Annotated in this window: 21 protein-coding genes and 1 pseudogene; 5 read left to right on the top strand and 17 right to left on the bottom strand. The window is 45.5% G+C overall.

Annotated elements, in window-relative coordinates:
- Nucleotides 1-52: 52 nt before the first annotated feature.
- Complete coding sequence (tcuA, locus tag JOE45_RS03595) at nucleotides 53-1,567, bottom strand: FAD-dependent tricarballylate dehydrogenase TcuA (protein WP_210021489.1); 1,515 nt, start codon at nucleotides 1,565-1,567, stop codon at nucleotides 53-55.
- Nucleotides 1,568-1,756: 189 nt separating this feature from the next.
- On the opposite strand from tcuA, the gene JOE45_RS03590 reads away from it, so the two are divergent.
- Both JOE45_RS03590 and JOE45_RS03585 read left to right on the top strand, forming a co-directional pair.
- A complete protein-coding gene (locus tag JOE45_RS03590) occupies nucleotides 1,757-2,647 on the top strand; it encodes a LysR family transcriptional regulator (protein WP_210021490.1) in 891 nt (296 codons plus the stop codon).
- Between the two features lie 121 nt (nucleotides 2,648-2,768).
- Nucleotides 2,769-3,770, top strand: coding sequence for a ParB/RepB/Spo0J family partition protein (locus JOE45_RS03585; RefSeq protein WP_210021491.1), 1,002 nt, complete (start codon nucleotides 2,769-2,771; stop codon nucleotides 3,768-3,770).
- Between the two features lie 105 nt (nucleotides 3,771-3,875).
- Here JOE45_RS03585 and JOE45_RS03580 read toward each other — a convergent pair whose 3' ends face one another.
- On the bottom strand, nucleotides 3,876-4,838 hold the full coding sequence (locus JOE45_RS03580) for a tyrosine-type recombinase/integrase (protein ID WP_210021492.1): 963 nt from the start codon (nucleotides 4,836-4,838) through the stop codon (nucleotides 3,876-3,878).
- 343 nt (nucleotides 4,839-5,181) lie between these two features.
- Between JOE45_RS03580 and JOE45_RS03575 the strand changes: the two genes are divergently transcribed.
- Nucleotides 5,182-5,823, top strand: coding sequence for a cell wall hydrolase (locus tag JOE45_RS03575; protein ID WP_210021493.1), 642 nt, complete (start codon nucleotides 5,182-5,184; stop codon nucleotides 5,821-5,823).
- A gap of 95 nt (nucleotides 5,824-5,918) precedes the next feature.
- On the opposite strand, the gene JOE45_RS03570 is transcribed toward JOE45_RS03575, so the two are convergent.
- Nucleotides 5,919-6,293: a hypothetical protein gene (locus JOE45_RS03570; RefSeq protein ID WP_210021494.1), complete on the bottom strand. Its 375-nt coding sequence runs from the start codon at nucleotides 6,291-6,293 to the stop codon at nucleotides 5,919-5,921.
- 326 nt (nucleotides 6,294-6,619) lie between these two features.
- Here JOE45_RS03570 and JOE45_RS03565 point away from each other — a divergent pair.
- Nucleotides 6,620-7,701, top strand: a pseudogene (locus JOE45_RS03565) (IS3 family transposase).
- Between the two features lie 62 nt (nucleotides 7,702-7,763).
- On the opposite strand, the gene JOE45_RS03560 reads toward JOE45_RS03565, so the two are convergent.
- The 7 genes from JOE45_RS03560 to JOE45_RS03535 form a co-directional block, all read right to left on the bottom strand.
- Nucleotides 7,764-8,399, bottom strand: a complete 636-nt coding sequence (locus JOE45_RS03560) for an ABC transporter permease (protein ID WP_210021495.1) — start codon at nucleotides 8,397-8,399, stop codon at nucleotides 7,764-7,766.
- Nucleotides 8,400-8,416: 17 nt separating this feature from the next.
- Nucleotides 8,417-9,316, bottom strand: a complete 900-nt coding sequence (locus JOE45_RS03555) for a glycine betaine ABC transporter substrate-binding protein (RefSeq protein ID WP_210021496.1) — start codon at nucleotides 9,314-9,316, stop codon at nucleotides 8,417-8,419.
- On the bottom strand, nucleotides 9,313-9,987 hold the full coding sequence (locus JOE45_RS03550) for an ABC transporter permease (RefSeq protein ID WP_210021497.1): 675 nt from the start codon (nucleotides 9,985-9,987) through the stop codon (nucleotides 9,313-9,315). The genes JOE45_RS03555 and JOE45_RS03550 overlap by 4 nt, the downstream gene beginning before the upstream one ends.
- Nucleotides 9,984-11,198, bottom strand: a complete 1,215-nt coding sequence (locus JOE45_RS03545; protein WP_210021498.1) for an ABC transporter ATP-binding protein — start codon at nucleotides 11,196-11,198, stop codon at nucleotides 9,984-9,986. Before JOE45_RS03545 ends, JOE45_RS03550 begins: the two co-directional genes overlap by 4 nt.
- A 211-nt stretch (nucleotides 11,199-11,409) precedes the next feature.
- Entirely contained in the window at nucleotides 11,410-12,045 is a 636-nt protein-coding gene (locus JOE45_RS24075; RefSeq protein ID WP_461479514.1) for an IS3 family transposase, read from the bottom strand.
- Between the two features lie 132 nt (nucleotides 12,046-12,177).
- The gene (locus tag JOE45_RS24070) at nucleotides 12,178-12,585 is read right to left on the bottom strand and encodes a transposase (protein ID WP_461479513.1); all 408 of its coding nucleotides are present in this window, start codon (nucleotides 12,583-12,585) and stop codon (nucleotides 12,178-12,180) included.
- A 131-nt stretch (nucleotides 12,586-12,716) separates the two neighbouring features.
- Nucleotides 12,717-12,869, bottom strand: a complete 153-nt coding sequence (locus JOE45_RS03535; protein WP_210021499.1) for a hypothetical protein — start codon at nucleotides 12,867-12,869, stop codon at nucleotides 12,717-12,719.
- Between the two features lie 678 nt (nucleotides 12,870-13,547).
- On the opposite strand from JOE45_RS03535, the gene JOE45_RS03530 reads away from it, so the two are divergent.
- The gene (locus JOE45_RS03530) at nucleotides 13,548-13,883 is read left to right on the top strand and encodes a DUF3243 domain-containing protein (RefSeq protein WP_210021500.1); all 336 of its coding nucleotides are present in this window, start codon (nucleotides 13,548-13,550) and stop codon (nucleotides 13,881-13,883) included.
- A gap of 244 nt (nucleotides 13,884-14,127) precedes the next feature.
- Here JOE45_RS03530 and JOE45_RS03525 read toward each other — a convergent pair whose 3' ends face one another.
- From JOE45_RS03525 to JOE45_RS03495, 7 genes are all read right to left on the bottom strand, one after another.
- The gene (locus tag JOE45_RS03525) at nucleotides 14,128-15,039 is read right to left on the bottom strand and encodes a DMT family transporter (protein WP_210021501.1); all 912 of its coding nucleotides are present in this window, start codon (nucleotides 15,037-15,039) and stop codon (nucleotides 14,128-14,130) included.
- Nucleotides 15,040-15,296: 257 nt separating this feature from the next.
- Nucleotides 15,297-16,481, bottom strand: a complete 1,185-nt coding sequence (locus tag JOE45_RS03520; RefSeq protein ID WP_348632473.1) for a M24 family metallopeptidase — start codon at nucleotides 16,479-16,481, stop codon at nucleotides 15,297-15,299.
- A 10-nt stretch (nucleotides 16,482-16,491) separates the two neighbouring features.
- Complete coding sequence (locus JOE45_RS03515; RefSeq protein ID WP_210021502.1) at nucleotides 16,492-16,941, bottom strand: acyl-CoA thioesterase; 450 nt, start codon at nucleotides 16,939-16,941, stop codon at nucleotides 16,492-16,494.
- Nucleotides 16,942-17,125: 184 nt separating this feature from the next.
- The gene (locus tag JOE45_RS03510; RefSeq protein WP_210021503.1) at nucleotides 17,126-18,085 is read right to left on the bottom strand and encodes a D-2-hydroxyacid dehydrogenase family protein; all 960 of its coding nucleotides are present in this window, start codon (nucleotides 18,083-18,085) and stop codon (nucleotides 17,126-17,128) included.
- Between the two features lie 39 nt (nucleotides 18,086-18,124).
- Nucleotides 18,125-19,399, bottom strand: coding sequence for a nickel pincer cofactor-dependent isomerase, group 22 (locus JOE45_RS03505; protein WP_210021504.1), 1,275 nt, complete (start codon nucleotides 19,397-19,399; stop codon nucleotides 18,125-18,127).
- 15 nt (nucleotides 19,400-19,414) lie between these two features.
- On the bottom strand, nucleotides 19,415-20,914 hold the full coding sequence (locus tag JOE45_RS03500; protein WP_210021505.1) for a UxaA family hydrolase: 1,500 nt from the start codon (nucleotides 20,912-20,914) through the stop codon (nucleotides 19,415-19,417).
- Between the two features lies 1 nt (nucleotide 20,915).
- Complete coding sequence (locus JOE45_RS03495) at nucleotides 20,916-21,914, bottom strand: 2-hydroxyacid dehydrogenase (RefSeq protein ID WP_210021506.1); 999 nt, start codon at nucleotides 21,912-21,914, stop codon at nucleotides 20,916-20,918.
- Nucleotides 21,915-21,933 lie beyond the last annotated feature (19 nt).

The following is a 21,933-nucleotide window of genomic DNA, read 5'->3' as shown; positions in this document are numbered from 1 at the left end:
GACCACTCCATCTACGCATGGAATGATCCTTTTTATCTAACCTATTCCTCTATTATTGATTTGCTATTGTATTCGTTCTTTCTCTTACATAATGCGTTGCGGAGGTTCCCGCTATCTTGCCGAAAACAGCACCCGACATTAATCCTGATCCGCCTGGATAATTTTCATAGAATAACCCGCCAACCATCTCACCAGCAGCGTATAGACCGGAAATTGGTGAACCGTTATTGCCGAGAACTTCTCCTTGAGTATTCACTTTTATACCGCCAAAGGTAAACGTAATCCCGCAGGTTACCGGATAAGCATAGAAGGGTTCTTCCTCCATACGCAGCGCCCAATTTGATTTAGGCGGTGTAATTCCTTTCGTACCTTTCCCATCTTTCACCGTAGGATTATAGGTACCTTCCTGAACTGCCTGATTGTATTCCTGGATGGTTTTTACGAATTGCTCCTTATCCACTGCAAGTAAATCCGCTAATTCTTCCATGCTGTCCGCCTTGATAAAGGTGGCTTCCTCCAAGAGATACTCCTTGCGCAGCATTGGATGTACCTCGGCATCGAATATCTGATAAGCCATGTTCCCCGGCTGCTTCAATACCTCCCGGCCGTATTTGGCGTACGTATAATTGCGAAAATCTGCGCCCTCGTCAACAAATCGATTCCCCTCTTTATTTATAAGAAGTCCAAGCGGAAAAGATGACTTTTTGTAAATATCTCCCGGCTTCGTAAAATCTCCTACCTCCGGCGCTTTGTAGTCAGTTCCAATCGAATGGCATCCAGCCCAATCACCATAGGCTTGCGCTCCTACCTCTAACGCCATCGTAAGACCATCCCCGGTATTATACTCAGTCCCTCTCACAATGGCAGCATTCCACTCGGAGCCCAGATGCTCGGCACGCATTGTTTTATTCGCCTCAAATCCACCACAGGCAAGAATAACACTCCCGGCACGAACAGTAACCACTCCGTCCGGTTGTTCGATTTGAATCGCAGTGATCTGTTCATTTTCAGTCACCAGCTTAACGGCACGAGACTGATACCAAATATCAATATCCAGTTCTTTTGCTCGTTGGTTCAATTGCTGAATCAGTCCAACTCCTTTATTTTGCGTTTTCAGAGGTAGATTTCCCCAAAAGGTCAGTTTCCCTTCATTCTCAAAAGATTGGTTCTCATTCAGCTCAAAGATCACTCCATTGCGATGCAGCCATTTCACGATTTGTGTAGATTGGCCAGTCAGGTATCTCGCTAATTGAGGATCGCTTTTCCCCCCGGTAACCCTCATCAGATCATTGTAAAAATCTTCATCGTTATAAATCGGGATTTCAATTCTCGAAGCTTCTTCATCTGTGATTTCAGGGATGACTTCTCGGATATCATCAAGATTTTGAAAGGCTGTCCTTATGGCTCCATCCGTAAAAAAGGAATTTCCTCCGCGCTTTTCGAGCGGCCCTCTTTCCAGGATTAAGACATTGGCGCCTTCCTCTTTAGCGGATATCCCGGCACAGAGAGCCGCATTACCTGCACCTACGACAACTACATCGTATTGTATAGCATATTCATTCGTCATGTTTTTACCTCCCAGGACTTTTTTTATGGGTAGAATTTTAGGGTTAATTATCCAACTCACTTTAGGCTTAGCTCTATGCAGCTGAGGCTTGCATTTCCGTATAAGGGTATTGTAATATAATCCCATCGATAATAAAAATATTTAATTTTTATACTTATCCATAAGTTTTATTGAAAAAGGAGTCTGCTCATGGATGAAAAAGACTTTTTGCTGCTGAAAACCCTGTATACGGAAAAAAATATTAGCAAAACTGCTGAAATTTTATACATTTCTCAGCCGGCCATTACTTATCGGGTTCAAAATCTCGAAAAATATTTTAATACCCCGATCATCTCCAGAGGAAAGAAAGGGGTTGAATTTACTGCGGAGGGCGAATGTCTTGTCAAGCTTGCCGATCAAATCCTGCAGGATATCCGAAAAACAAAAGATAAGATACAAAACATGGGCCGCAAAGTTCAAGGTACGCTGCGTCTTGGTGTTTCCAGTAACTTCGCACGATATCGGCTGCCCGCTTTACTCAAACAATTCTTAAAGATTTACCCGGATGTTGAAATCATAGTAAAAACGGGGTGGAGCACGGAAGTCCTCAATTATTTATATAAGGATGAAGTTCATATTGGCATTGTACGTGGGGATCATCATTGGCATGAACACAGCTATCTCTTATATGAAGAACCGGTCACCATTGCTTCAAGAGAGCATATCCATCTGGAAAACTTGCCGAATCTAGCAAGAATTAACTATAAAACGGATAGTCATCTCAAGCAAACCATCGATCATTGGTGGCACAAAACTTTTAATCACCCCCCTCTGATCACCATGGATGTTGACCGTATTGACACCTGTGTTGAGCTCGTCAAGAACGGATTAGGTTATGCAATCATTCCGAGCATCAGTCTCAGCGAGATCGATTCTTTGCATACCATTGACCTATATTCTGAAGAAAACCAGCCGATATCACGTAAAACCTCAATGATGCATCGCAATGCGGCTTTAGAGCTATCGGTCGTCAAAGCATATGTTGAATTTATTAAAAATCATTACAAAGACACATCTACAGGACCGCCCCTGACTCTCTGAAGTTAAGTAGACATAGCACACATTTCCTCCACGCGGGCCGTGTTATATAATACTTATATACGTATGTCCCACCGGCGACTTCTCTCGGGGATTTAATAGAAGGATAGGAGATTGAACGGATATGGAAATTACCGAAATTTTAACCGACTTGATTGATGAGGATACGGATCAGCCCAGATATCAATTTGATGAAGAAGCGCTTCAGGAATTAATGAAAAGCATTGAAGAGCTTGGCCTATTGTCGCCGATCAAAGTGAGAACCGCGAGTAACGGCCGTTATAAAATCATATATGGAAATCGAAGATACAAAGCCTGCAAAATGCTAGGGCGCCCCACGATCCCTTGCCTTGTCTCCACCGTAACGGATGAGCTCGAGATTTATTTGGAGCAGATTGCGGAGAATTTAACGAGAGAAGGCTTCTCCCCCATTGAAGAAGCCGAGGCCTTCAATAAACTTCTGAACGACCCTAAGTTCAGCAGTTCGGTTAAATACCTCTCCAGTAAACTGGGAAAGCCGGAAGCCTACATTAAAAACAAATGTGATCTACTGAAATTTGGTATGGCTGTAAAAAAGCTGATCGTTAGCGGTACGGAAATCAGAAAAGACAAGCTGACAGAAGATCAGCTGCTGCCCATTAAAGATTTACCGATCGAGCATCGCGATCCACTGGCCTTGATTATCGCTAGGGACGAGCTGCCCGTGAGTGATGTCAAAAAGATCGCTCGCCTATTTAAAGATAAAAATATCTCATCCGGTACAAAAGATAAGTTGTTGTACAAAACAGGATCTGGGCTCCTCGAAACGTGGTCCGTACATGAACAAAATAAAGCGGAAAGAGCAAAGCCCGCCGCGCCGAAGGCAGCAAAGAACGCGACTCCGGAGAAGAATACGAAGCCGGCGAAGAATGAGCTTGAAGTGAAAACAGCAGCTACTATGGAGGACAAGCTGCAGCGATTACTCGCTTCCCTTCCGGACCACACTCCTCTGCCGACGGACATCATAGAAATCAAAACAATCGATGAAGAAGGCTTCTTGAATGACGTGGATCATCTGATCGACAACCTTGAGAAGCATCTCGCGGAATGGAAAAAGATCAGGGAATTGGCTAAAATGAAGATCTAAATGAAAAATGCATCCATGTTTGCATCGGGTACTTCGACGACGCAAACATGGATGCATTTCTTTTTAATAACCTTTTATACAGCTCCTCATTTTCTTCCCTGTGATTCATGGTTGACTTGCAATATCAGAGCCGCCGGCGACATCTATTCCTTTCAATATTGACACGGGTACACGAGGTACTACTCGGTTCATGGCTTCCTGCTTTTGCTTATCTCCAACGTGCGTATAAATCTGTGTGGTTTGTATACTCGCATGTCCTAACAATTCTTGTAACGTTCTTATATCCGTACCGGCCATCACTTGCATCGTCGCAAAGGTATGCCGTAACTTATGACTGGAAAGGGATTTTCCTCTTAGCTCACTAAACTGTTCCTTTAGTTCATCAAATTGGGCTTCAGCAATCTTTTGGATCATGCGGATGGAAATACGACGCCCGAACTGTGAAACGAAAAAAGCCTGTTCCCCTTTTTTCCCTGGAGAAATACGTTCACTAAGTGCCATATCCAAAACCTTGACTAGCTGTACGGGCAGCGGTATGGCTCGCCACTTACGTCCCTTCCCATAAACGGTTAATAGATTCGCCGTTCTGTTGAAATCAGAAATATTAAGACGATGTAATTCACTGACCCGCAGCCCCGCGTAGCTCATAAGAAGAAACATGGACACATTTCTGATCTGATATTTTCCTTCTATTGATTCTATGAACACAGATAAAAGATGCTTATCCAGATAAGATGGGATCTGATTCTTATCAAATTTTGATTTCTTTACGTGAAGGGCCGGATTGTTTTGGGCATATTTGTATTCAATCAAAGCGGAGAAAAAGGTTCGAACGGAGGAGAGGTAACGATTCCTCGCAGAATCGCCCGCCCCCCCTTGTCGCATTTTGGTTAGAAAACGCAGTACGTCGATGGCCTCAATTTCATTTAATGTCTTAGGTGCTACCGCGGCTAAAAACAAACGGACATCTCCAAGATACGCCTTTTGTGTTCGTGGAGTAAAGCCTTGATCCTTCATCCAGATATCGAATAATTCTAACAATTCATCATCAAAGTACTCATCTGCCATCTCATTTCGCTCCGTTTCTTTGCTGCTAATGCCCGGCTGCGGAGAAAAAAATCCGTTTAAAATTAAATTACGCTAAATATAGATTTAGTGTAATAAATTGAGGTTTATTTTGCAAGGAAAAAGGGTAATAAATAGAATTAAATCTGGTAACAATTATTAAAAAAATTAACAACCGGGCCTAAACAAGATAACGGCTCCGAACCCTTTGAGAACAGCCCAGAGCTGTTCCCGCCTTACCATATTGAGCGTGTATGGCGACTTCCCCGGTCGGATGAACATCCCAGAACTTGTAATGCCGTCACTGATACGGCCCCAAAAAGGAATAGGAGGTTGTCTGAATACGATGAAGAAAGGTTCCGTACTAGTCACATTAATCGCCTGTACCCTTGGCCTTACGGCCATGGCGATGCCAGTCGGCGCAGCCGCGCTGGAGAAAGGTACCAAAAGCGAGCATGTCCTCGACCTACAGCTGCGTCTTAGCACGCTTGGTCATTTTCAAGCCGGTGCAACCGGCTACTACGGATCGATTACGCACAATGCGGTAAAGAAATTTCAAAAACAAAAAGGCTTGCTTGCAAACGGTAAGGCCGATCCCAAGACCTTGTCGCTATTGAAAAAATCGGCCGATCCCAAGCAAAACGTATTGGAGCAATTGGCACGAGTGATCCACGCCGAGGCTAGAGGGGAATCGTTTCAAGGACAAGTCGCCGTCGGTGCGGTCGTCCTCAATAGAGTTCAGTCCAATGAATTTCCCGATTCCATTACCAAGGTCATTTTTCAACCGCGTCAATTCTCCGCCATTCAGGACGGACAATACAACTTGACTCCAGGATCTTCAGCCTATCGGGCGGCCAAGGCCGCTTTGAACGGATCGGATCCGACGGACGGAGCTCTCTATTACTATAATCCTAAGATTGCAACATCGTCCTGGAGCAAGAGCCGTCCGATGAAAGTCCGTATCGATCAGCACGTGTTTACTCATTAAATATACCCGCGGCACCCCTACATAAATCCTGCACGCTCAAAACAAAAAGCTCTTGCATCCCGCAAGAGCTTCTTCAACATCGATCTATCCTTTCTTTATTTCCATACACGTTTTAATTGAAAGGCCCCTTGTACGTAACACCAGACTGCAATAGGACTTGTCATATATACTTTTCTGAAATTGATACCCGTTAAATATTTAGCAAACACACTAGCTTGATGTTTAAACGGTGGTTGTCTATCCAAAAGAAGGCTTGAAACCAAAAAACTATTCATATAACCAGGAATATAAGCAATACCGGCAATGATAAGGATAGCGAACGGGATACCCGTGATCTGTCCTAATTCCAAAATCGATTTTTGAGAAATCCAAACGGAAAATAACAACCAAACCCATGAAAACATATGACTAACTATGAACTTTTCATAAACAGAAATATATGTTTTTCTACCTACTAACCTCTTTTTCATCTGAAAACATCAAATCCTGTGATATATAACATTTCGCCCTAAAAATATATCATTCTTATAAATAAAATGTCGTTAGGAAGTCGTTGTTAATCAAGGAATATTGTGCATGACTTCCTTCACTCTTTTATATTTTGTGAATAAGAACATGAATTTATATTTATACTATTAATCTTTAATGTCATAAAATTATTTTTTTGGGGTTCTTTCTTGCAAAATTACAACAAAAAAAACCGTATTGCTTAGTATTATCCCCTTTAAGTAGACACTCAATAAAAACCGTCATGTTATCATGAGGAACGAGTGAAATACTTGGAGGGGATTTCTTTGTGGCTAAAAAAGGGCAGATCTTTCAGACGTATACAGAAGAATTTAAGATAGCTGCGGTTAAAGCATATACCAGCTTTGATGAGCGTAAAGGCGTCAGTAATCCGTTAAAAGGGCGTCTTCGTACATCCTTCGCTAGCATAGAGGAAGAGCGGGACGATCTGAGAGCGCAGGTAGACTACCTAAAAAAGCGGTATCCAAATCTGGTAAAGGAGGCCATGTCGAGCAGCAAGATCACTACCAACTAATCGAAGATTTACGTAGCATACACGGTGTTACCCCCCTCATACATATCGCGGGTATAGCTTGAGCCAGCTATTACAAATGGCGAAAAACACGCTCGTTGCGCGTAGAAAAACAAGCACGAGACCACGAGTTGAAGGAGCGTATGATGGCCGTTCATGCTACGCATCCATATTTCGGATACCCTCGCATGATGAACGCCTTGTGGGAAGCAGGATACCGTGTTAACCACAAGAAAGTATGGCGATTGATGAGGGAACTATCCATACAATCCGTCATTCGGAAGAAACGACAACGTTTCAGTTACAAGCCTTCCGTCATTTATCCGAACCGATTACAGCGTCAGTTCCATGCCATAGGTCCTCAGCAGAAGTTGGTCGCCGACATCACGTATATCTCAGATGGCACACGTTTCTATTACCTGTCCGCCATTCAGGACTTGTTTAACAATGAGATTGTAGCTTGGCAATTATCTGAACGAAACGATGTGCAGCTCGTGCTGGATACGTTGGAGAAGTGGACAAGAAAAAGAGACGTTTATGGGGCCGTGCTCCATTCGGATCAGGGCTTCCAATACACGTCTCAGGCGTACAACAAACGATTAGAAGCATTCAGCGTTAAAGGCAGCCACTCTCGCAAAGCAACCTGCCTGGATAACGCATGCATCGAATCCTTCTTCTCGCATCTCAAAACAGAGAAGTTGTATCTCCAACAGTTTAAGTCAGAATCCGAAATACATCAAGCCATTGAAGATTATATTTACTTTTATAACTATCAGCGATTTCAAGCTAAACTCAAACAGCGCGCACCGATTGAGTATCGGCACGCGCTGGCAGCATAGCTTTTTTCGAATGTCTACTTGACAGGGGTATGATCATGCTACGGTTTTTCTTTACTTTTATCCTAAACAGTCTTTCCTTGACCCACACGCCGCTGCAGCAAACCCAGAAGCAGATCTGCTAGCAGTGCAAGTATGGCAGCAGGAATAGCTCCTGCGTAGAGCCGTGCCGAATTATCCATATTGATACCGGCATAAATTTCGCGGCCGAGCCCTTCCCCGCCGATCAGCGGAGCGATGGTCGCAACGCCAATGGCAATGACTGCGGCCACTCTTATCCCTGTGAACACAAAAGGCAGAGCGAGGGGAAACTGCACACGAAACAGCAGCTGCAAAGGACTCATTCCTACACCGCGCCCAGCTTCGGTAATTGCCGGGTCTACCTGAGTCAATCCGACATAAGTGTTGCGAATTACCGGCAGCAGTGAGTACAAGAACAATCCGATAACTACGGTAGTGAATCCCAAACCGAAAACGATCATGAGCAGCACGAGCATAGCCAAGCTCGGAAAAACCTGCACAACATTAGCTGAGGCTAAAATGACACCGGCAAGCTTGGGTACTCTTGCAGCAAGTATGCCGAAAGGGACTCCTACGATCAATGCTAACAGCAAAGCCGATATTACCATCAAGATATGTTGATAAGTGAGTTCAACGAGGTAAAGCCAGTTCTCCCCCACATAACGGAAAAACAAATCCATTTAGCCACCTCCTTTCTTTAGTTCAGAAGTCCGACTTTTTTCAGATACTCCTCGGCTACTTTTCTTTCATTTCTTTTGCTGACGTCGACTTCATAATTCAATTCGATCATTGTCTGTACATCGATCTTGCCTGCCAAAAGACTAGTAATCTCATTTAGCTCCGGGTGCTGAGCCAGAACATCGTTTCGTATCACCGGCGCGGCGTCGTAAGGAGGGAAAAACTGCTTATCGTCCTTAAGAGATTGCAGATTGTATTCCTTGATGCGTGGATCCGTGGAATAAGCAAGAACGATATCCACGTTCTTGCTCGCTACAGCCTTGTACACGAGCGCCACTTCCATAGGAAGCGTTTTTCCGAAGGCGAAACCGTAATGTTTGCGAAAAGCAGGATAACCGTCGTTCTCCCGCTCAAGCCAGGTCGTGTCCACGCCAAGCGACATATTTCCGGCCATAGGTCCCACGTCAGAAATATTGGCGAGATTGCCTTGAGACGCAACGTCCTCCCTTACAGTAAAGGCATACGTATTCTCAAAACCGTACGGATCAAACCAATGGAAGCCGTAATGCTTATCAAAACCTTCTTTGGCCTGTTGAAACACGATATCGCGGTCTTTATTGGGCTCAACCGGAAAATAATTGTCAAAGATCATGCCCGTATACAATACGGCCATTTGGATATCGTTGTTTTTCATAGCCTGAGCGACAACCGCGCTGGATGCTAAATCAGGCAGTACGTCGACCTTGAGTCCGGTCCGATCTTCGATCAGTAGCTTATGCATTTGCGCCAAAATTTTGGGCTCTGAATACGTCTGCGTACCAATAATGATTCTATCTTCATTACTGCAGCCGACGAGCAAAATAATGGTAAAAACAGCAAGTAGGACTAACCTTGATGTTGCCGACTTCAACCAAATCATTGATTGCCCCCCCGTCCGATGGCGTTGGCAGAATGGGTATTGGCCGTGACTCGCTTTTCTGCAAGGCTTAGGAATAAATCCGCTGCAAGCGCCAAAATAACCGCCAAAATGGCTCCTGTAAATATAAGCTCTTTCCTATTCGTTCCCATGCCGGCAAAAATCAATTGTCCAAGCCCACCGGCGCCGATCAACGTCGCCAACGTTGCCCAACTGATGATGTACACCGTCGTGACACGAATGCCTGACATTATATATGGAAGAGCAAGGGGCAGTTGGATTTGGAGCAATTGCTGCTTCCTGCTATAGCCCATGCCCCTTGCAGCCTCCAGTAAGTTCGGATCGACAGATTGAAATCCGGAATATGTATTGCGCAGTATCGGCATTAAAGAATACAGGAACAACGCAAAAATGGCAGGGGTCCTGCCAACTCCCAGCAGCGGAATCAGTATGGCGAGCAGTGCTAGGCTGGGAATAGTTTGCAAAATATTTGCTATGGAAAATATAATCCCGTTTAACCAGGAGCTCCGGTTTCCGGCCAGCCAAATACCGATGGGAATCGCCACAATAGCACCGAGCAGCACCGATACTGCCGAAATAACCAAGTGATCCTGCATTGCGCGCAAAATATCTTCCTGCCGGCTAAGGACAAATTCAAAATATTGGCCGATCATATGGTTCCGCCGCCCTTCATCTCTTGAGAGGTTTGCTCGATTTCCAGATTGGATAAAGCCCCCTCAAACAGCTGCGGTTCGGTCGATTCTACCGGAGTATATACTTCGGCCAGATGTCGTACAATGCTTCCCTTTGTAATGAGACCGACAAAGCGGCCTTCGCGAATAACTGGCACATAAGGAAGCCCATGCTCATTCATCAAGAATATGGCAGCCGCTACAGGCATTCCCGACTCGACGACATGCTCAAAGGGCTTCATGACATCGACTAGAGTTGCATGTTCTTCCCGATACCGATCCAGCACACTAAAAATCGAAGCATACCCGAGCAGGTCATTATTCCGGTTAACAACAATCAAAGAGTCTACCTTACGCTTTTCCATCAGTTTGATCGCTTCGGCCAATCCCCGCGTCGGGTATGCGGTTACGGCATTCACCGTCATGACATCATCCACCTGAAGCAGATCATCTGCCGTTTCGGTTTGCAGCCTCTTTTCTCCGATAAAGCTCTTCACGAAATCATTGGCCGGATGCCTCAAAATTTGTTCAGGACGCCCCGTCTGCACGACCTCTCCATCTTTCATGAGTACAATCGTATCGGCGATTTTGAGCGCTTCATCCATATCATGTGTAACGAACACGATCGTTTGCTTTAATTCTTGCTGCAGTCGAACAAGCTCGTCTTGCAGAGTTTCACGGCTGATCGGATCCAACGCACTGAAAGGTTCATCCATCAAGATAATATCGGGGTTTGCTGCGAGCGCCCGGATAATCCCGATGCGCTGCTGCTGCCCACCGCTCAGCTCTGCCGGATACCGGTTACGATAGGTATCGGGATCGAGATTGACTAGGCGAAGCAGCTCATCTACTCTCTGGTCAATACGAGCTTGGTCCCAATGAAGCAAGCGCGGAACAACTCCCACGTTTGAGGCAATCGTCATATGAGGAAATAATCCAATGCTTTGAATGACATATCCAATACTCCGCCTCAGCTTGATCGGGTCAATGCTAGAAATATCCTTTCCTCGGATGAGGACTTTTCCCTGACTCGGATTATTCAACCGGTTAATCAGCTTCATCAAAGTGGTTTTTCCGCAACCACTAGGCCCGATTAGAACGGTTAATTCGCCTTCATTGAATTCGAGATCAATGTTTTTCAGAGCCACAAATCCGTCTTCATAGGCTTTTCTCACGTTATCGAATCGAATCATGTATTTCCCCCCTCTATAATTTACTGTTTTACCCTTCTTTACAAGGTTTGAAACATCAATCTTCAGCTGAAAAAGATAAGAGCATGCGCCTTGCCTTCATACCGAGAGAATCATGCATTTAAACGGCTCTATATAACTAGTTCGAGATAAAATAAAAAGCCGCAAATTGGCGGCTTTGGTTATACCGCTGTCAGTAGACAGATGAAAAAAGCTATGCTGCCAGCGCGTGCCGATACTCAATCGGTGCGCGCTGTTTGAGTTTGGCTTGAAACCGTTGATAGTTATAAAAGTAGATGTATTCTTCTATGGCTTGATGAATTTCGGCTTCTGACTTACACTGGTGGAGGTACAGCTTCTCTGTTTTGAGATGCGAAAAGAAGGATTCGATGCACGCGTTATCCAGGCAGGTTGCTTTGCGAGAGTGGCTGCCTTTAACGCTAAAGGATTCTAATCGTGTGTTGTACGCATGAGACGTATATTGGAAGCCTTGATCCGAATGGAGCATAGCTTCCGAGACGTCTCTTTTTCTTGTCCACTGCTCTAGGGTATCGAGCACAAGCTGAACATCGTTGCGTTCAGACAATTGCCAAGCCACGATCTCGTTGTTGAATAGGTCCTGAATGACCGACAGGTAATAAAAGCGTGTGCCATCGGAAAGATAGGTGATATCGGCGACCATTTTCTGTTGAGGCCCTATGGCATGAAATTGACGCTTCAATCGGTTAGGATACATAACAGATGGGGTATAACTGGAATGTTTTCGTTTCTTTCGAATAACAGACTGGATCGCTAATTGTTTCATGAGCCTCCATACTTTTTGTGATTGACGCGATAGCCTGCTTCCCACAAAGCTGTCATCATTCGGGGGTATCCAAAATAAGGATGTGCGAAATGAATGGCCATCATGTGTTCCTTGATCTCGTGATCCCGCGTTTGTTTTTCGATACGCAGTGGCTGTGTAGCCCGCCACTTGTAGTAGCTAGCTCTGGGTACCCCTGCAATGGCTAACAGGCGTGTAACACCATGCAGGTGGCGTAACCCTTCGATTATCATAGTTATCCTGCGGACTCAAGGTGCCTCCCTTACCAGATTTGGATACCGCTTTTTTTAAGTAGTCCACCGGTGCCTTCAAATAATCTCGCTCTTCCTCTACGGTGTCAAAGACGGTTCGCGGACGTCCTTTAAGTGGGTTAGATATCCCTTTGCGTACGTCAAATGCCTCTCCATCCTGCCATTTCCTTACCCATACTTTTAATTGTGTGCAGTTTCTGATTTCCAACTTTTCTGCTACCGCTTTATAGCTCGCTGATCCCTCTATGTATGCTTTGACTGCTGCTAACTTGAATTCTTCCGTATACTGTTGAAACATTTGTCCCTTTTTGGCCATACAAAATATCCCCTCTAAGTTCACTCGCTCCTCATAATAACATAAGGTTTTTTTCTGAGTGTCTACTTAAAGGGGATAATACCATTTTATTTTATCGTATTCAGCTTTTTTATTATACCATTGGATTATTACTAGGGGTTTTTGACATCCTTTTCATCCTTCAACTGTCCATCACTGATTCCATTATCCTGATCCACACCGTCACCACATCCTGCCAATCCACCCAGTGCAAGGACTACAGCCATAGCTCCCACGATCACTTTCTTTCTCCAATTTGTTAGCATGTTCATTCCTCCTTGTGTATTGTAAGTGGTGTTTCTTATGCAATTATTACCCTCAACGCTCTGCGGCTAAACATGATTTGTTTCTGATAATTTTTTAAAGGATAGTATTTTTTACCTATTCGTACGTCGGGGAGCCAACAATGAGTTTAAAGGATGCTTTCTCCCGCATAAGTGATCGCTCAACATTTCAGCGGCAATCATGCCATACACGGTCCCGTTCCCCCAGCATCCCAGAGCATGAAAAATTCCGGGCTGTTCCAGATCTTAAAGGAAGACTCTCTTCCCATCCGCCAAAGGTACTTTTAGATAAGTAGAGTTGGTTATGGGAACTTAACGCTCTTCGTCTAAACCTCCTGCTATCATCCTGCCGTCAGGGGTTGTCCTAAAATAAAAATAAGGACGGGCTGTCTCCCACAGGCAACCTAGGCAACCTAGGCAACCATACGTTGATTCAATGAAGGACAAGTTGGTAATTCAATCGAGGTATGAGGCCAATATAAGCTGCTGCCATGCCATTTTTTAAACTTATTTTCCATGTGATCATTTCGCCCCTTTGCCGGTTTATGGTTGACTATTAATACACCAGCCGTGCGATGACTGAAACGATATGCGTGATTCATGACCAACCTCAAAGGTTAATTAGGTCATGTCACACCAAACCATTGAGGAGGCGTTATTATGACACAGTACATGGATCCAAATAACCAAACCGTAGATGAGAAAGTGGACAATACCCTGAGAAATCTGGGCTCTGGACAAAGGGACGAAATTCTTCGAAATTTCGATTCCTTCAAACGCTATCTGGGCAAACGAATTGAGATGGCCGAGAAGTTTGGCCTGAATGAGGAACAATTAGCCAAAACGGCTGAGAAGGTAGCGAACTACTTGGCCGATCATGAAGAACCTCGCAACAGCGAGGAAAAGCTGCTCCAGGAGCTATGGAAGGTAGGTTCGCAAGAAGAGCAGCATAAGCTGGCTCATATGCTTGTGAAGTTGGCTCAGTCCTCTAGCTAATCCATAACCAATCGTAAAATGTTATATTCTACAACCATACAACCCTTTGAAGGAGGTAAAGACGATGAGAAAAATGATTTGGACCGCTATTAGTATGGGAGCCGCATATTTACTTAGAAATAAAGAGGCCCGTCAAAAGCTGATGACCCAATTCCAATCGTTTCGACAATCAAAGCAGAGATAATGAAAAAGAGAACCCCCGTGATAGGGGGTTCTCTTCTTGTTATAATGATACATACTTAGGCTAGCTCTTGTTTTTTAAAGCAACCCTTTTTAATACCATTCTTTTCGGTGTCCGGTTCACAAAATAGATGCTGACGAGGATCAACACTACACCGAGCAAAAGAGATAATGTAAGCGGTTCTTGAAGAACAAGGCTGCCGATCAGAATCGCCACGATGGGAATGAAAAAGGTGTACGATGCCACTTTGCTGGCCTCACCGGAGTCGATGAGCCTAAAGAAGACAAGCCAGCCGATCGCGATGACAAAAAGCGAAATGAACAATAGACACAGGATAAAAGTAGGTGTCCAGACAATGTCGGACCAACTCTCAACCCCTAAGCCACCAGCCGTCATGAACAGTCCGCCGGCGATCAGCTGAAGAGTTACAAGCCAGATGGGATCCACTCCCGAAGCCTTCTTTTTAACATAAACCGTTCCTATCGCCCAACTCATAGCGGAACCTATGGCCAACATGACGCCTATGCTGGAGATCTCACCGGATACCCCCCCCGTACTTATGATTCCGACGCCGGAAAAACCGAGAATGAGACCCAGAATCTTCAAGCCATACATCGACTCTCCGAGCCACATCCATGACAAAATACCGACGAGCACAGGCTGAAGAAATACGATGGCAGAAAACAAACCCGCCGGCAAGTAATTCAGTCCGATCGTTTGCAAGCCGTAATATAAGACCACATTAAACAAAGCGGATAGCAAATAAATCGCCCATGTTTCCTTAAAAAGGAGCTGCTTATATCTTGGAAGGGCGATGATCAGCAAGATCAATCCAGCTAATAAGGTTCGAAGTCCCGAGAATAGCACCGGTGGTGTATAGGAAAGAGCAATTTTGGATAACGGCCAATTCACTCCCCAGACGGTGACTAGAAAGATGATGAAATAAATGGTTTGCGTCCGGGAAAGTTTTCCCATGATGGTTATCTCCTTGTTGATTAAACCCGTCTATATAATAGAAGGCTGATATTTTAGTTGCAGCTTTAATTATATACCTTCAATCTCTTTTGACAATACCAAACATTCTTTAATAACACGAATCATCAGATTCATAGTACCCTTTTTGTGTTGTTAAACAATAATGGACCCAAGGTGACGGTGTGTTCTCCAAACACGCCGTCACCTTGGGTCCATGAAAGAAACAAGCCCCATTTCTTGTTCCGATTTTCGTATATCTACATTCGAATCAAGCCAGGCGCAGTTACCGAGAGTCTTTCGCATCCCGTCTCAGTGATGTAATAGGTGTCTTCCGTGCCGACGACGCCGAGGTCAGGGAATGTGAACTTCGGTTCAACAGCAATGACCATTCCGGTCTGAAGGGGGTACATAAACTTCTCGGCCAACACAGGAAATTCATCAATCTCGAGCCCGATGCCATGCCCCAAAAATTTAGCCCGGTCCTCTTTATAACCCATGAAATGGTCGATCAGCCGCTCTTCTTCCGCAGTGATTAGCGCATCTTGAAACAAACGTTCACAAATAATGCCCGGCTGCATATTTATTTCCGTTTGTCTCGCGATCCGTTCCGCAGTATCGTACGCATGCTGCAAATCCTCAGGCAATTCCCCAAACACCAATGTTCTCGATTGATCAATATGATAGCCGTCGATACAGCAACCCACATCAATAAGTATCGGAACATTCTTCTCGAATGCCCTGCGGCTTGATCCGATAGGAAAAGCTGCAGTAAGCCCTTCTCCTCCAGCTGGCCCGTCAAAGTAAGTAGGAAGTGCAGCGGAAGCACCTGATACGATGATTCCGGAGGAGGCCTGCTGATTGTATGCCCTCATACGCATGAGACCGATATGCCCTGATTGCCGCATGTCATGCTCGATGCGGCTGATCATCTCAAGCTCCGACATGCCCACGTGAATGTATGATAAGGAACGCTCGAGCGCGGAATGAAGCACCATAGCTGAATCCTTAATTTTCTGGATTTCGTAGGGCGTCTTGATCATTCGGGTTTCGCGGATCAACAACGCTCCGTCCACCCAAGTGACGCTAGGCAGCGCCTTAACTAATCGTTGATAATACGATAAGGGCAGCACGTCATACTCTGTGGCATAAACTAAAGCCTTACCACGATACAAGTCCGGACGCTCCTGCTCCAATCGAGTCCGCAGTTCGGTCAACGATTCAAGCGGCTCCACCCTGCCTTCGTATTCGCGGCGGGCGCGAGACACGCTTTTCCGAACAAAGAATGTTGCTTCTCCCTCGGATGGGATCAGCAAATATCCCGTTTGCATCGAGCCTGTAAAATAATAAAGCCCAACATTGTGGGTAATGACGAAAGCATCAATTCCACTCTGCTTCATCATTTGCTGTAATCTCTGCTGCCGGTTTCGTAATTCATCCATCATCTCTATCACCTCACGAACACAACCACGGGTCTGAATTTAACGGTGGAAACGGACAATCCTCTTCCAGAATCGCCCGATAGGCTGAAGGAATATCTACCGCCTTCATGTTTCCATTCACCTCTTTCACCCATCCGCGCAACTCATAACCATGGCCTGTGCGAATATCACGAGCAAATACCTGGTGCGTGAGCTTCAATGTTTTGGCATTGACCTCAGCCACTTCCGTCATCACGGTGATGACATCGTCGTAGTAAAGCGGTTTCTCGAATGAGCAGCGAACATCCAGCAGAGGTAAAATCACACCCTCCCGCTCCGACAATGTTGTAGGAGAAAGATCAATGCTTCGGAAGAACTGGTGACCTGCAATGTCAAACCACTTAAAATAATTCGGATAATAAACGATTCCTGCCTTGTCCGTATCTCCCCAGTTTACACGCAATCGAAACTGATTTCGTCTCATTTTCCCACGTCCTTCTGTAAGCTGCCTAATTTACCAATTCTCGCGCACCACTATTGTAATGCAAAAGCTCAAACACTTCTACTTATTTTTTTCGCTCGTCAAATAAACGTATTGTTCATGCCCCCTTTAGTAAGCGGAAAGGATGAACAAAAAAATCCGCGATGTTGTACGCGGATTTGTCGGCTTAGGAGAGCTTGCGAATCGGTGCCCCGGACAAAAAAGCCTGGATGTTTTCTACCGCTTCCCGATAATATGTATGATAATTTCCTTGGGACACATACCCGAGATGAGGTGTCGTGAGAGCATTAGACAGCTTTCGGAACGGGTCCTCCTTTGACAGAGGCTCCATGTCGAACACATCGATACCCGCGCCTGCGATCCACCGATTCTGCAGAGCTTCAATGAGAGCTGGTTGATCCACAATCGCAGCACGTGAGGTATTGATTAAATACGCCGTAGGACGCATCCGTTGAAGCTCCTCTCTGCCAAGCAATCCTCTCGTCCTATCGCTGAGCACGAGATGAATGGAGACAAAGTCGCTGCTCTCAAGCAGCTCCTCTTTCGAGGCAGCTAAACGTACGCCTACAGCATCGGCCTGTTCTTGGGATAAGTTTTGACTCCAGGCCGTCACATTCATCCCGAAGGCCATGCCAATACGAGCCACCTTGCTGCCGATCTTACCGAGACCCAGCACGCCGAGCTGCTTGCCATAAAGATCTGTCCCGATCGTACTTTGCCAGCGACCATTCGCTCGGATAGCATTGTTTTCTTGAACGATATGACGGGCAAGCCCAAGAATCAACGCCCATGTAAGCTCTGTAGGTGGGTCAGACTTACTTCCCGTCCCACAAACTACAACACCATGAGAAGCCGCGGCAGCAAGGTCTATAGATGCATTACGCATGCCCGAGGTGATGAGCATCTTCAGCTTAGGCAAACGCGCAAAAAGCGAAGCAGGAAAAGGAGTACGTTCGCGCATGATTACAATGATCTCATAATCTCTAAGGATCTTAACGAGCTCATCCTCCTGATCCACATGCTGGTCAAATGACTGGACCTCCACCAATTCAGATATAGGCGACCAGTCAGCCATGGTTAGCGCAGCTTGCTGGTAGTCATCAAGAATCGCACAACGAAGCTTCATCAATCTATCCACCTCCATATGCACTGGACCCTTCCGATTTTAGCAATGAAACAGCGGTTCCCCATTGGCGAAAGTAAGCTCTACCAAATCCGAACTAATCTCAATATTCGGGTTAGTTTCGGCTTCCTCTAATAAGGGCTCACTAATGATAATCTCACCTAACTCCAGGGTGTTTTTGATCCATACAATCTTATGTTGGTAAGGATCAATTCCATTACACATCTTCACGGCGATGCGCAGGGCGTCCTCTGGTGTGGAGGCGACCATCGGGATTTTGACAGGAATGGATTCCGTGCTGGTGAAAGAATTCGTATACATGGAAATGAAGTCAATCTTATCAAACAGTTTGCGGGTAATGACGTCTGCCGTTCCCATACCATTCGCGTTCCCATGTGTCTCTTCCGTTAAATCGAAAATGGCACAATTCTGAAACTCAGGACCTCCACTGGCATACTTTGTCACATAAAGCCCGGTCACGTTGGGATCTTGTCCATCGCCGCTGATGTTTTTACCGATCTGTTCAATGATTAACACATCAAATTTGGGAAACAGGATCTTGCCCATCTTATTCTTACTTTCTTCAAGAAGGGCTTTTTCTCTTTCTAACGTGATCACGTCCTGCTTGGGTATGACTTCAATTTTATACGTTTCTTCATACCCATTCTCGATGATGGATACGGAAAAAAGAAATTTGGTTTTTTCAGCAATCATGCGGCCAATAGAGGGAATCAGTTCTGCGAAACGTCCAAATCCCTGACGATGCACAAGATCTGTGCCCGCTTGTTTACCTAGCCCGATGACCAGCATTTTGCAAATCCCGCTCTCGACTTCACCCCGGAACGCCGTATGCGCTTTAATTCTCGGAATAATAACGATCCCATCTGCTTCCATTACGCTTTTGGCCACATACACCTCGAGTCCCGGTTCAATCTCCCCGACCGATTCCACATCCATGGTCGCATCGATCTCAACACCCATCGTTTCCTCAGAAATTCCGTAGGCTTCCAAAATTTCGGCTTGTCCTTCAGGTGTCGCTCCGCCATGACTGCCCATCGCCGGGATAATAAACGGCCGAGCGCCCGCCTGCTTCAGTTGATCAACCACGCATTTTGTGATGAGGTCGATGTTATGGATCCCACGACTCCCGACACCTACAGCAATGCGTTTGTCCTTAAGATTCTCGAGATATGGCGCTATATTTTTCTGAATCTCGTCCGGGATATCTTCCAGCTTCTGAGGATCAAAGTTTTGCTTTACTTTAACAAAGCGGGGCAATTCAATTTCAGGGTATAAACTTAAATTAAGTGATTCCACCGTATCTTACCTCCTTTATAAAGTCACTCCATCCTTAAAGATCGCGATCTCTTTAAAGCCGTTTCGCTCATTACAAGTTTTCACTTCCCCAGAAGCTACTTGCAGGACATAATTAAACAACTCGCCTGTCAAGTGCTCGGACTCCACGTCCTCAAGCAGTTGTCCGGCATTAAAATCGATCCAATTCCGTTTTCTCTGGAACAACTGACTGTTCGTTGAAATCTTCACCGTAGGTACAGGCCCTCCAAACGGCGTCCCGCGCCCAGTGGTAAACAGAACGATATGCGCTCCGGACGCAGCTAGAGCCGTAACGGATACGAGATCATTACCTGGACCTTCAACCAGATTCAAACCGTTCTTCGTTACTCTGACGCCATAAGGAAGCACGTCCATCACTTGGGCGTGTCCCCCTTTTTGGACACAACCTAACGATTTTTCCTCTAAAGTCGTAATCCCTCCCTGCTTGTTCCCAGGGGAAGGATTCTCATAGATAACCTGATCATGCTTGATATAATATTGCTTAAAGTCGTTGATAAGTGAAACCGTTTGATGAAATACTTCCTCATTGTTTGCCCGATTCATAAGAATAGTCTCTGCTCCGAACATCTCCGGAACTTCGGTCATGATCGAAGTTCCGCCTTGAGAAACCAAAACATCGGAGAAGCTTCCCACAAGAGGATTGGCTGTAATGCCGGAGAAACCGTCCGATCCTCCGCATTTCAGACCCACTTTCAAGGAAGAGACAGGCACAGGCTCTCGCTCAAACTGTTCCGCGTAGCCTACCAATTCCCCTATCAATTCCATACCGATTTCTAATTCATCCTCGATTTCTTGGGAGACTAGAAATTTTACCCTATTCGGGTCGAACTCTCCGATGGACTTCTTAAACAGCTCAACATAATTATTCTCGCATCCGAGTCCAAGCACGAGCACACCAGCAGCGTTCGGGTGATGAACCAGATCACTTAAGATGCTTTGGGTCATCCTTAGGTCATCGCCCAGCTGCGAGCAGCCAAAAGGATGGGCAAAATGAAACACTCCATCGAATTTTGCATGGTTATATTGTTCATTACCCATTTTGGCCAGCAATTCCGCGGTTTTGTTAATGCATCCTACGGTATTAATAATCCAGATTTCATTACGAATACCGATATCTCCATTCTTCCTTACATAACCCTGAAAAGTTACCTCATTCGACTGTACCTTTACTTTGGTTTCCTGGGCCGGCTCATAGCGGTAGTCTGACATCCCCTCCAAATTCGTTCTGAGGTTGTGGGTATGCACCCATTGTCCTTCCTGAATATCACTGCTGGCTTTCCCGATGGAATACCCAAATTTTAACACATGTTCACCAGAAAGTATGCGTTTTCTTGCAATTTTATGACCCTGAGGGATGTCCTCTTGCAAAATCACGCTGCGATCGCTTATAGTAAGCTCCTCTCCTTTGGCAAAAGGTCGAAGGGTAATACATACCGAATCATCCGGGTGTATCACGATAGACGAAGAACTTGTCATATTACCTCTCCTGACTTGATGTTGTATGAATGACGTCCGGATTTACTAGATCCATAGGTATTTGCCCTGTCACACCGGCTATCAAGTTCTTAGCGGCCTTCACGGCCATTTCTGAACGTGTTTCCAATGTAGCGCTTCCAATGTGAGGCACAGTTACCACATTCGGCATTTGGAGTAACGGATTATTCTTATCTACCGGTTCTTTCTCAAACACATCCAGAGCGGCTCCTGCGATCCAGCCTTCCTGTAAAGCGTGAATTAAGGCCTGCTCGTCTACGGTTGGCCCCCTTGAAACATTAACAAAGATGGCATCACGCTTCATCATCCGAAATTCACGCTCGCTTATTAAACGGGTTGAACTCGGACTCAGCGGAACCAATACGACAACATAATCGGATTGCTGCAGAAGATCGTCTAATGAAGAGTAGGCTACTCCCAACATCTCCTCGGCCTCCGATTTTCTGGAACGATTGTAATAGAGGATATTCATATCGAAGCCTTTTGCCCGGCGGGCTACCGCTTCTCCGATCCTTCCCATTCCGATAATCCCAAGCGTGGAACCATAGATATTTTTCCCTAGCAATAAACTGGGCATCCAGCCTTCCCACTGACCGCTTTTCACAAAATGATCCGCTTCCGCTATCCGTCTGGCCGCGGCTGTAAGAATACTGAAGGTGAGGTCAGCCGTTGTTTCCGTCAACACCCCAGGGGTATTGGTTCCCATAATGCCACGCATGGTTAATTCTTTTAGATCCAAATTATCGTATCCGACAGCGATATTACTAACCACCTTTAAGCGAGGGGCGTGTTCAAGAATAGAAGCATGAATTTTCTGGCGGGAATAGATCATTAACCCTTCAGCATCCTCAAGCCCATCGATGAGCTCCGCGTCAGAAAGCTTCTCTTCTACATCCCGGTAGTCTACCTCACAATGTTCTTGAAGGTAGCGGAGCGCTTGTACAGGGATTCGGTTGGGGACAAATACTTTTGGTCTGCTCATGTTTAAAAATCCTCCTTGG

Source organism: Paenibacillus sp. PvR098, assembly GCF_017833255.1.
GTDB lineage: Bacteria > Bacillota > Bacilli > Paenibacillales > NBRC-103111 > Paenibacillus_G.
Note: the sequence above shows the minus strand (reverse complement) of the source record. Positions and strands in the feature narration are given on the sequence as shown.

What these genes read in the sequence shown, in the direction of transcription:
- JOE45_RS03525 (WP_210021501.1), bottom strand. Translation starts at nt 15,039, where the DNA reads ATGGGAAAACTTTCCCGGACGCAAACCATTTATTTCATCATCTTTCTA.
- JOE45_RS03530 (WP_210021500.1), top strand. Translation starts at nt 13,548, where the DNA reads ATGACACAGTACATGGATCCAAATAACCAAACCGTAGATGAGAAAGTG.
- JOE45_RS03510 (WP_210021503.1), bottom strand. Translation starts at nt 18,085, where the DNA reads ATGAAGCTTCGTTGTGCGATTCTTGATGACTACCAGCAAGCTGCGCTA.
- JOE45_RS03560 (WP_210021495.1), bottom strand. Translation starts at nt 8,399, where the DNA reads ATGGATTTGTTTTTCCGTTATGTGGGGGAGAACTGGCTTTACCTCGTT.
- tcuA (WP_210021489.1), bottom strand. Translation starts at nt 1,567, where the DNA reads ATGACGAATGAATATGCTATACAATACGATGTAGTTGTCGTAGGTGCA.
- JOE45_RS03500 (WP_210021505.1), bottom strand. Translation starts at nt 20,914, where the DNA reads ATGACAAGTTCTTCGTCTATCGTGATACACCCGGATGATTCGGTATGT.
- JOE45_RS03520 (WP_348632473.1), bottom strand. Translation starts at nt 16,481, where the DNA reads ATGATGGATGAATTACGAAACCGGCAGCAGAGATTACAGCAAATGATG.
- JOE45_RS24070 (WP_461479513.1), bottom strand. Translation starts at nt 12,585, where the DNA reads ATGGCCAAAAAGGGACAAATGTTTCAACAGTATACGGAAGAATTCAAG.
- JOE45_RS03590 (WP_210021490.1), top strand. Translation starts at nt 1,757, where the DNA reads ATGGATGAAAAAGACTTTTTGCTGCTGAAAACCCTGTATACGGAAAAA.
- JOE45_RS03515 (WP_210021502.1), bottom strand. Translation starts at nt 16,941, where the DNA reads ATGAGACGAAATCAGTTTCGATTGCGTGTAAACTGGGGAGATACGGAC.
- JOE45_RS03550 (WP_210021497.1), bottom strand. Translation starts at nt 9,987, where the DNA reads ATGATCGGCCAATATTTTGAATTTGTCCTTAGCCGGCAGGAAGATATT.
- JOE45_RS03580 (WP_210021492.1), bottom strand. Translation starts at nt 4,838, where the DNA reads ATGGCAGATGAGTACTTTGATGATGAATTGTTAGAATTATTCGATATC.
- JOE45_RS03570 (WP_210021494.1), bottom strand. Translation starts at nt 6,293, where the DNA reads ATGAAAAAGAGGTTAGTAGGTAGAAAAACATATATTTCTGTTTATGAA.
- JOE45_RS03555 (WP_210021496.1), bottom strand. Translation starts at nt 9,316, where the DNA reads ATGATTTGGTTGAAGTCGGCAACATCAAGGTTAGTCCTACTTGCTGTT.
- JOE45_RS03585 (WP_210021491.1), top strand. Translation starts at nt 2,769, where the DNA reads ATGGAAATTACCGAAATTTTAACCGACTTGATTGATGAGGATACGGAT.
- JOE45_RS03535 (WP_210021499.1), bottom strand. Translation starts at nt 12,869, where the DNA reads ATGCTAACAAATTGGAGAAAGAAAGTGATCGTGGGAGCTATGGCTGTA.
- JOE45_RS03545 (WP_210021498.1), bottom strand. Translation starts at nt 11,198, where the DNA reads ATGATTCGATTCGATAACGTGAGAAAAGCCTATGAAGACGGATTTGTG.
- JOE45_RS03495 (WP_210021506.1), bottom strand. Translation starts at nt 21,914, where the DNA reads ATGAGCAGACCAAAAGTATTTGTCCCCAACCGAATCCCTGTACAAGCG.
- JOE45_RS03575 (WP_210021493.1), top strand. Translation starts at nt 5,182, where the DNA reads ATGAAGAAAGGTTCCGTACTAGTCACATTAATCGCCTGTACCCTTGGC.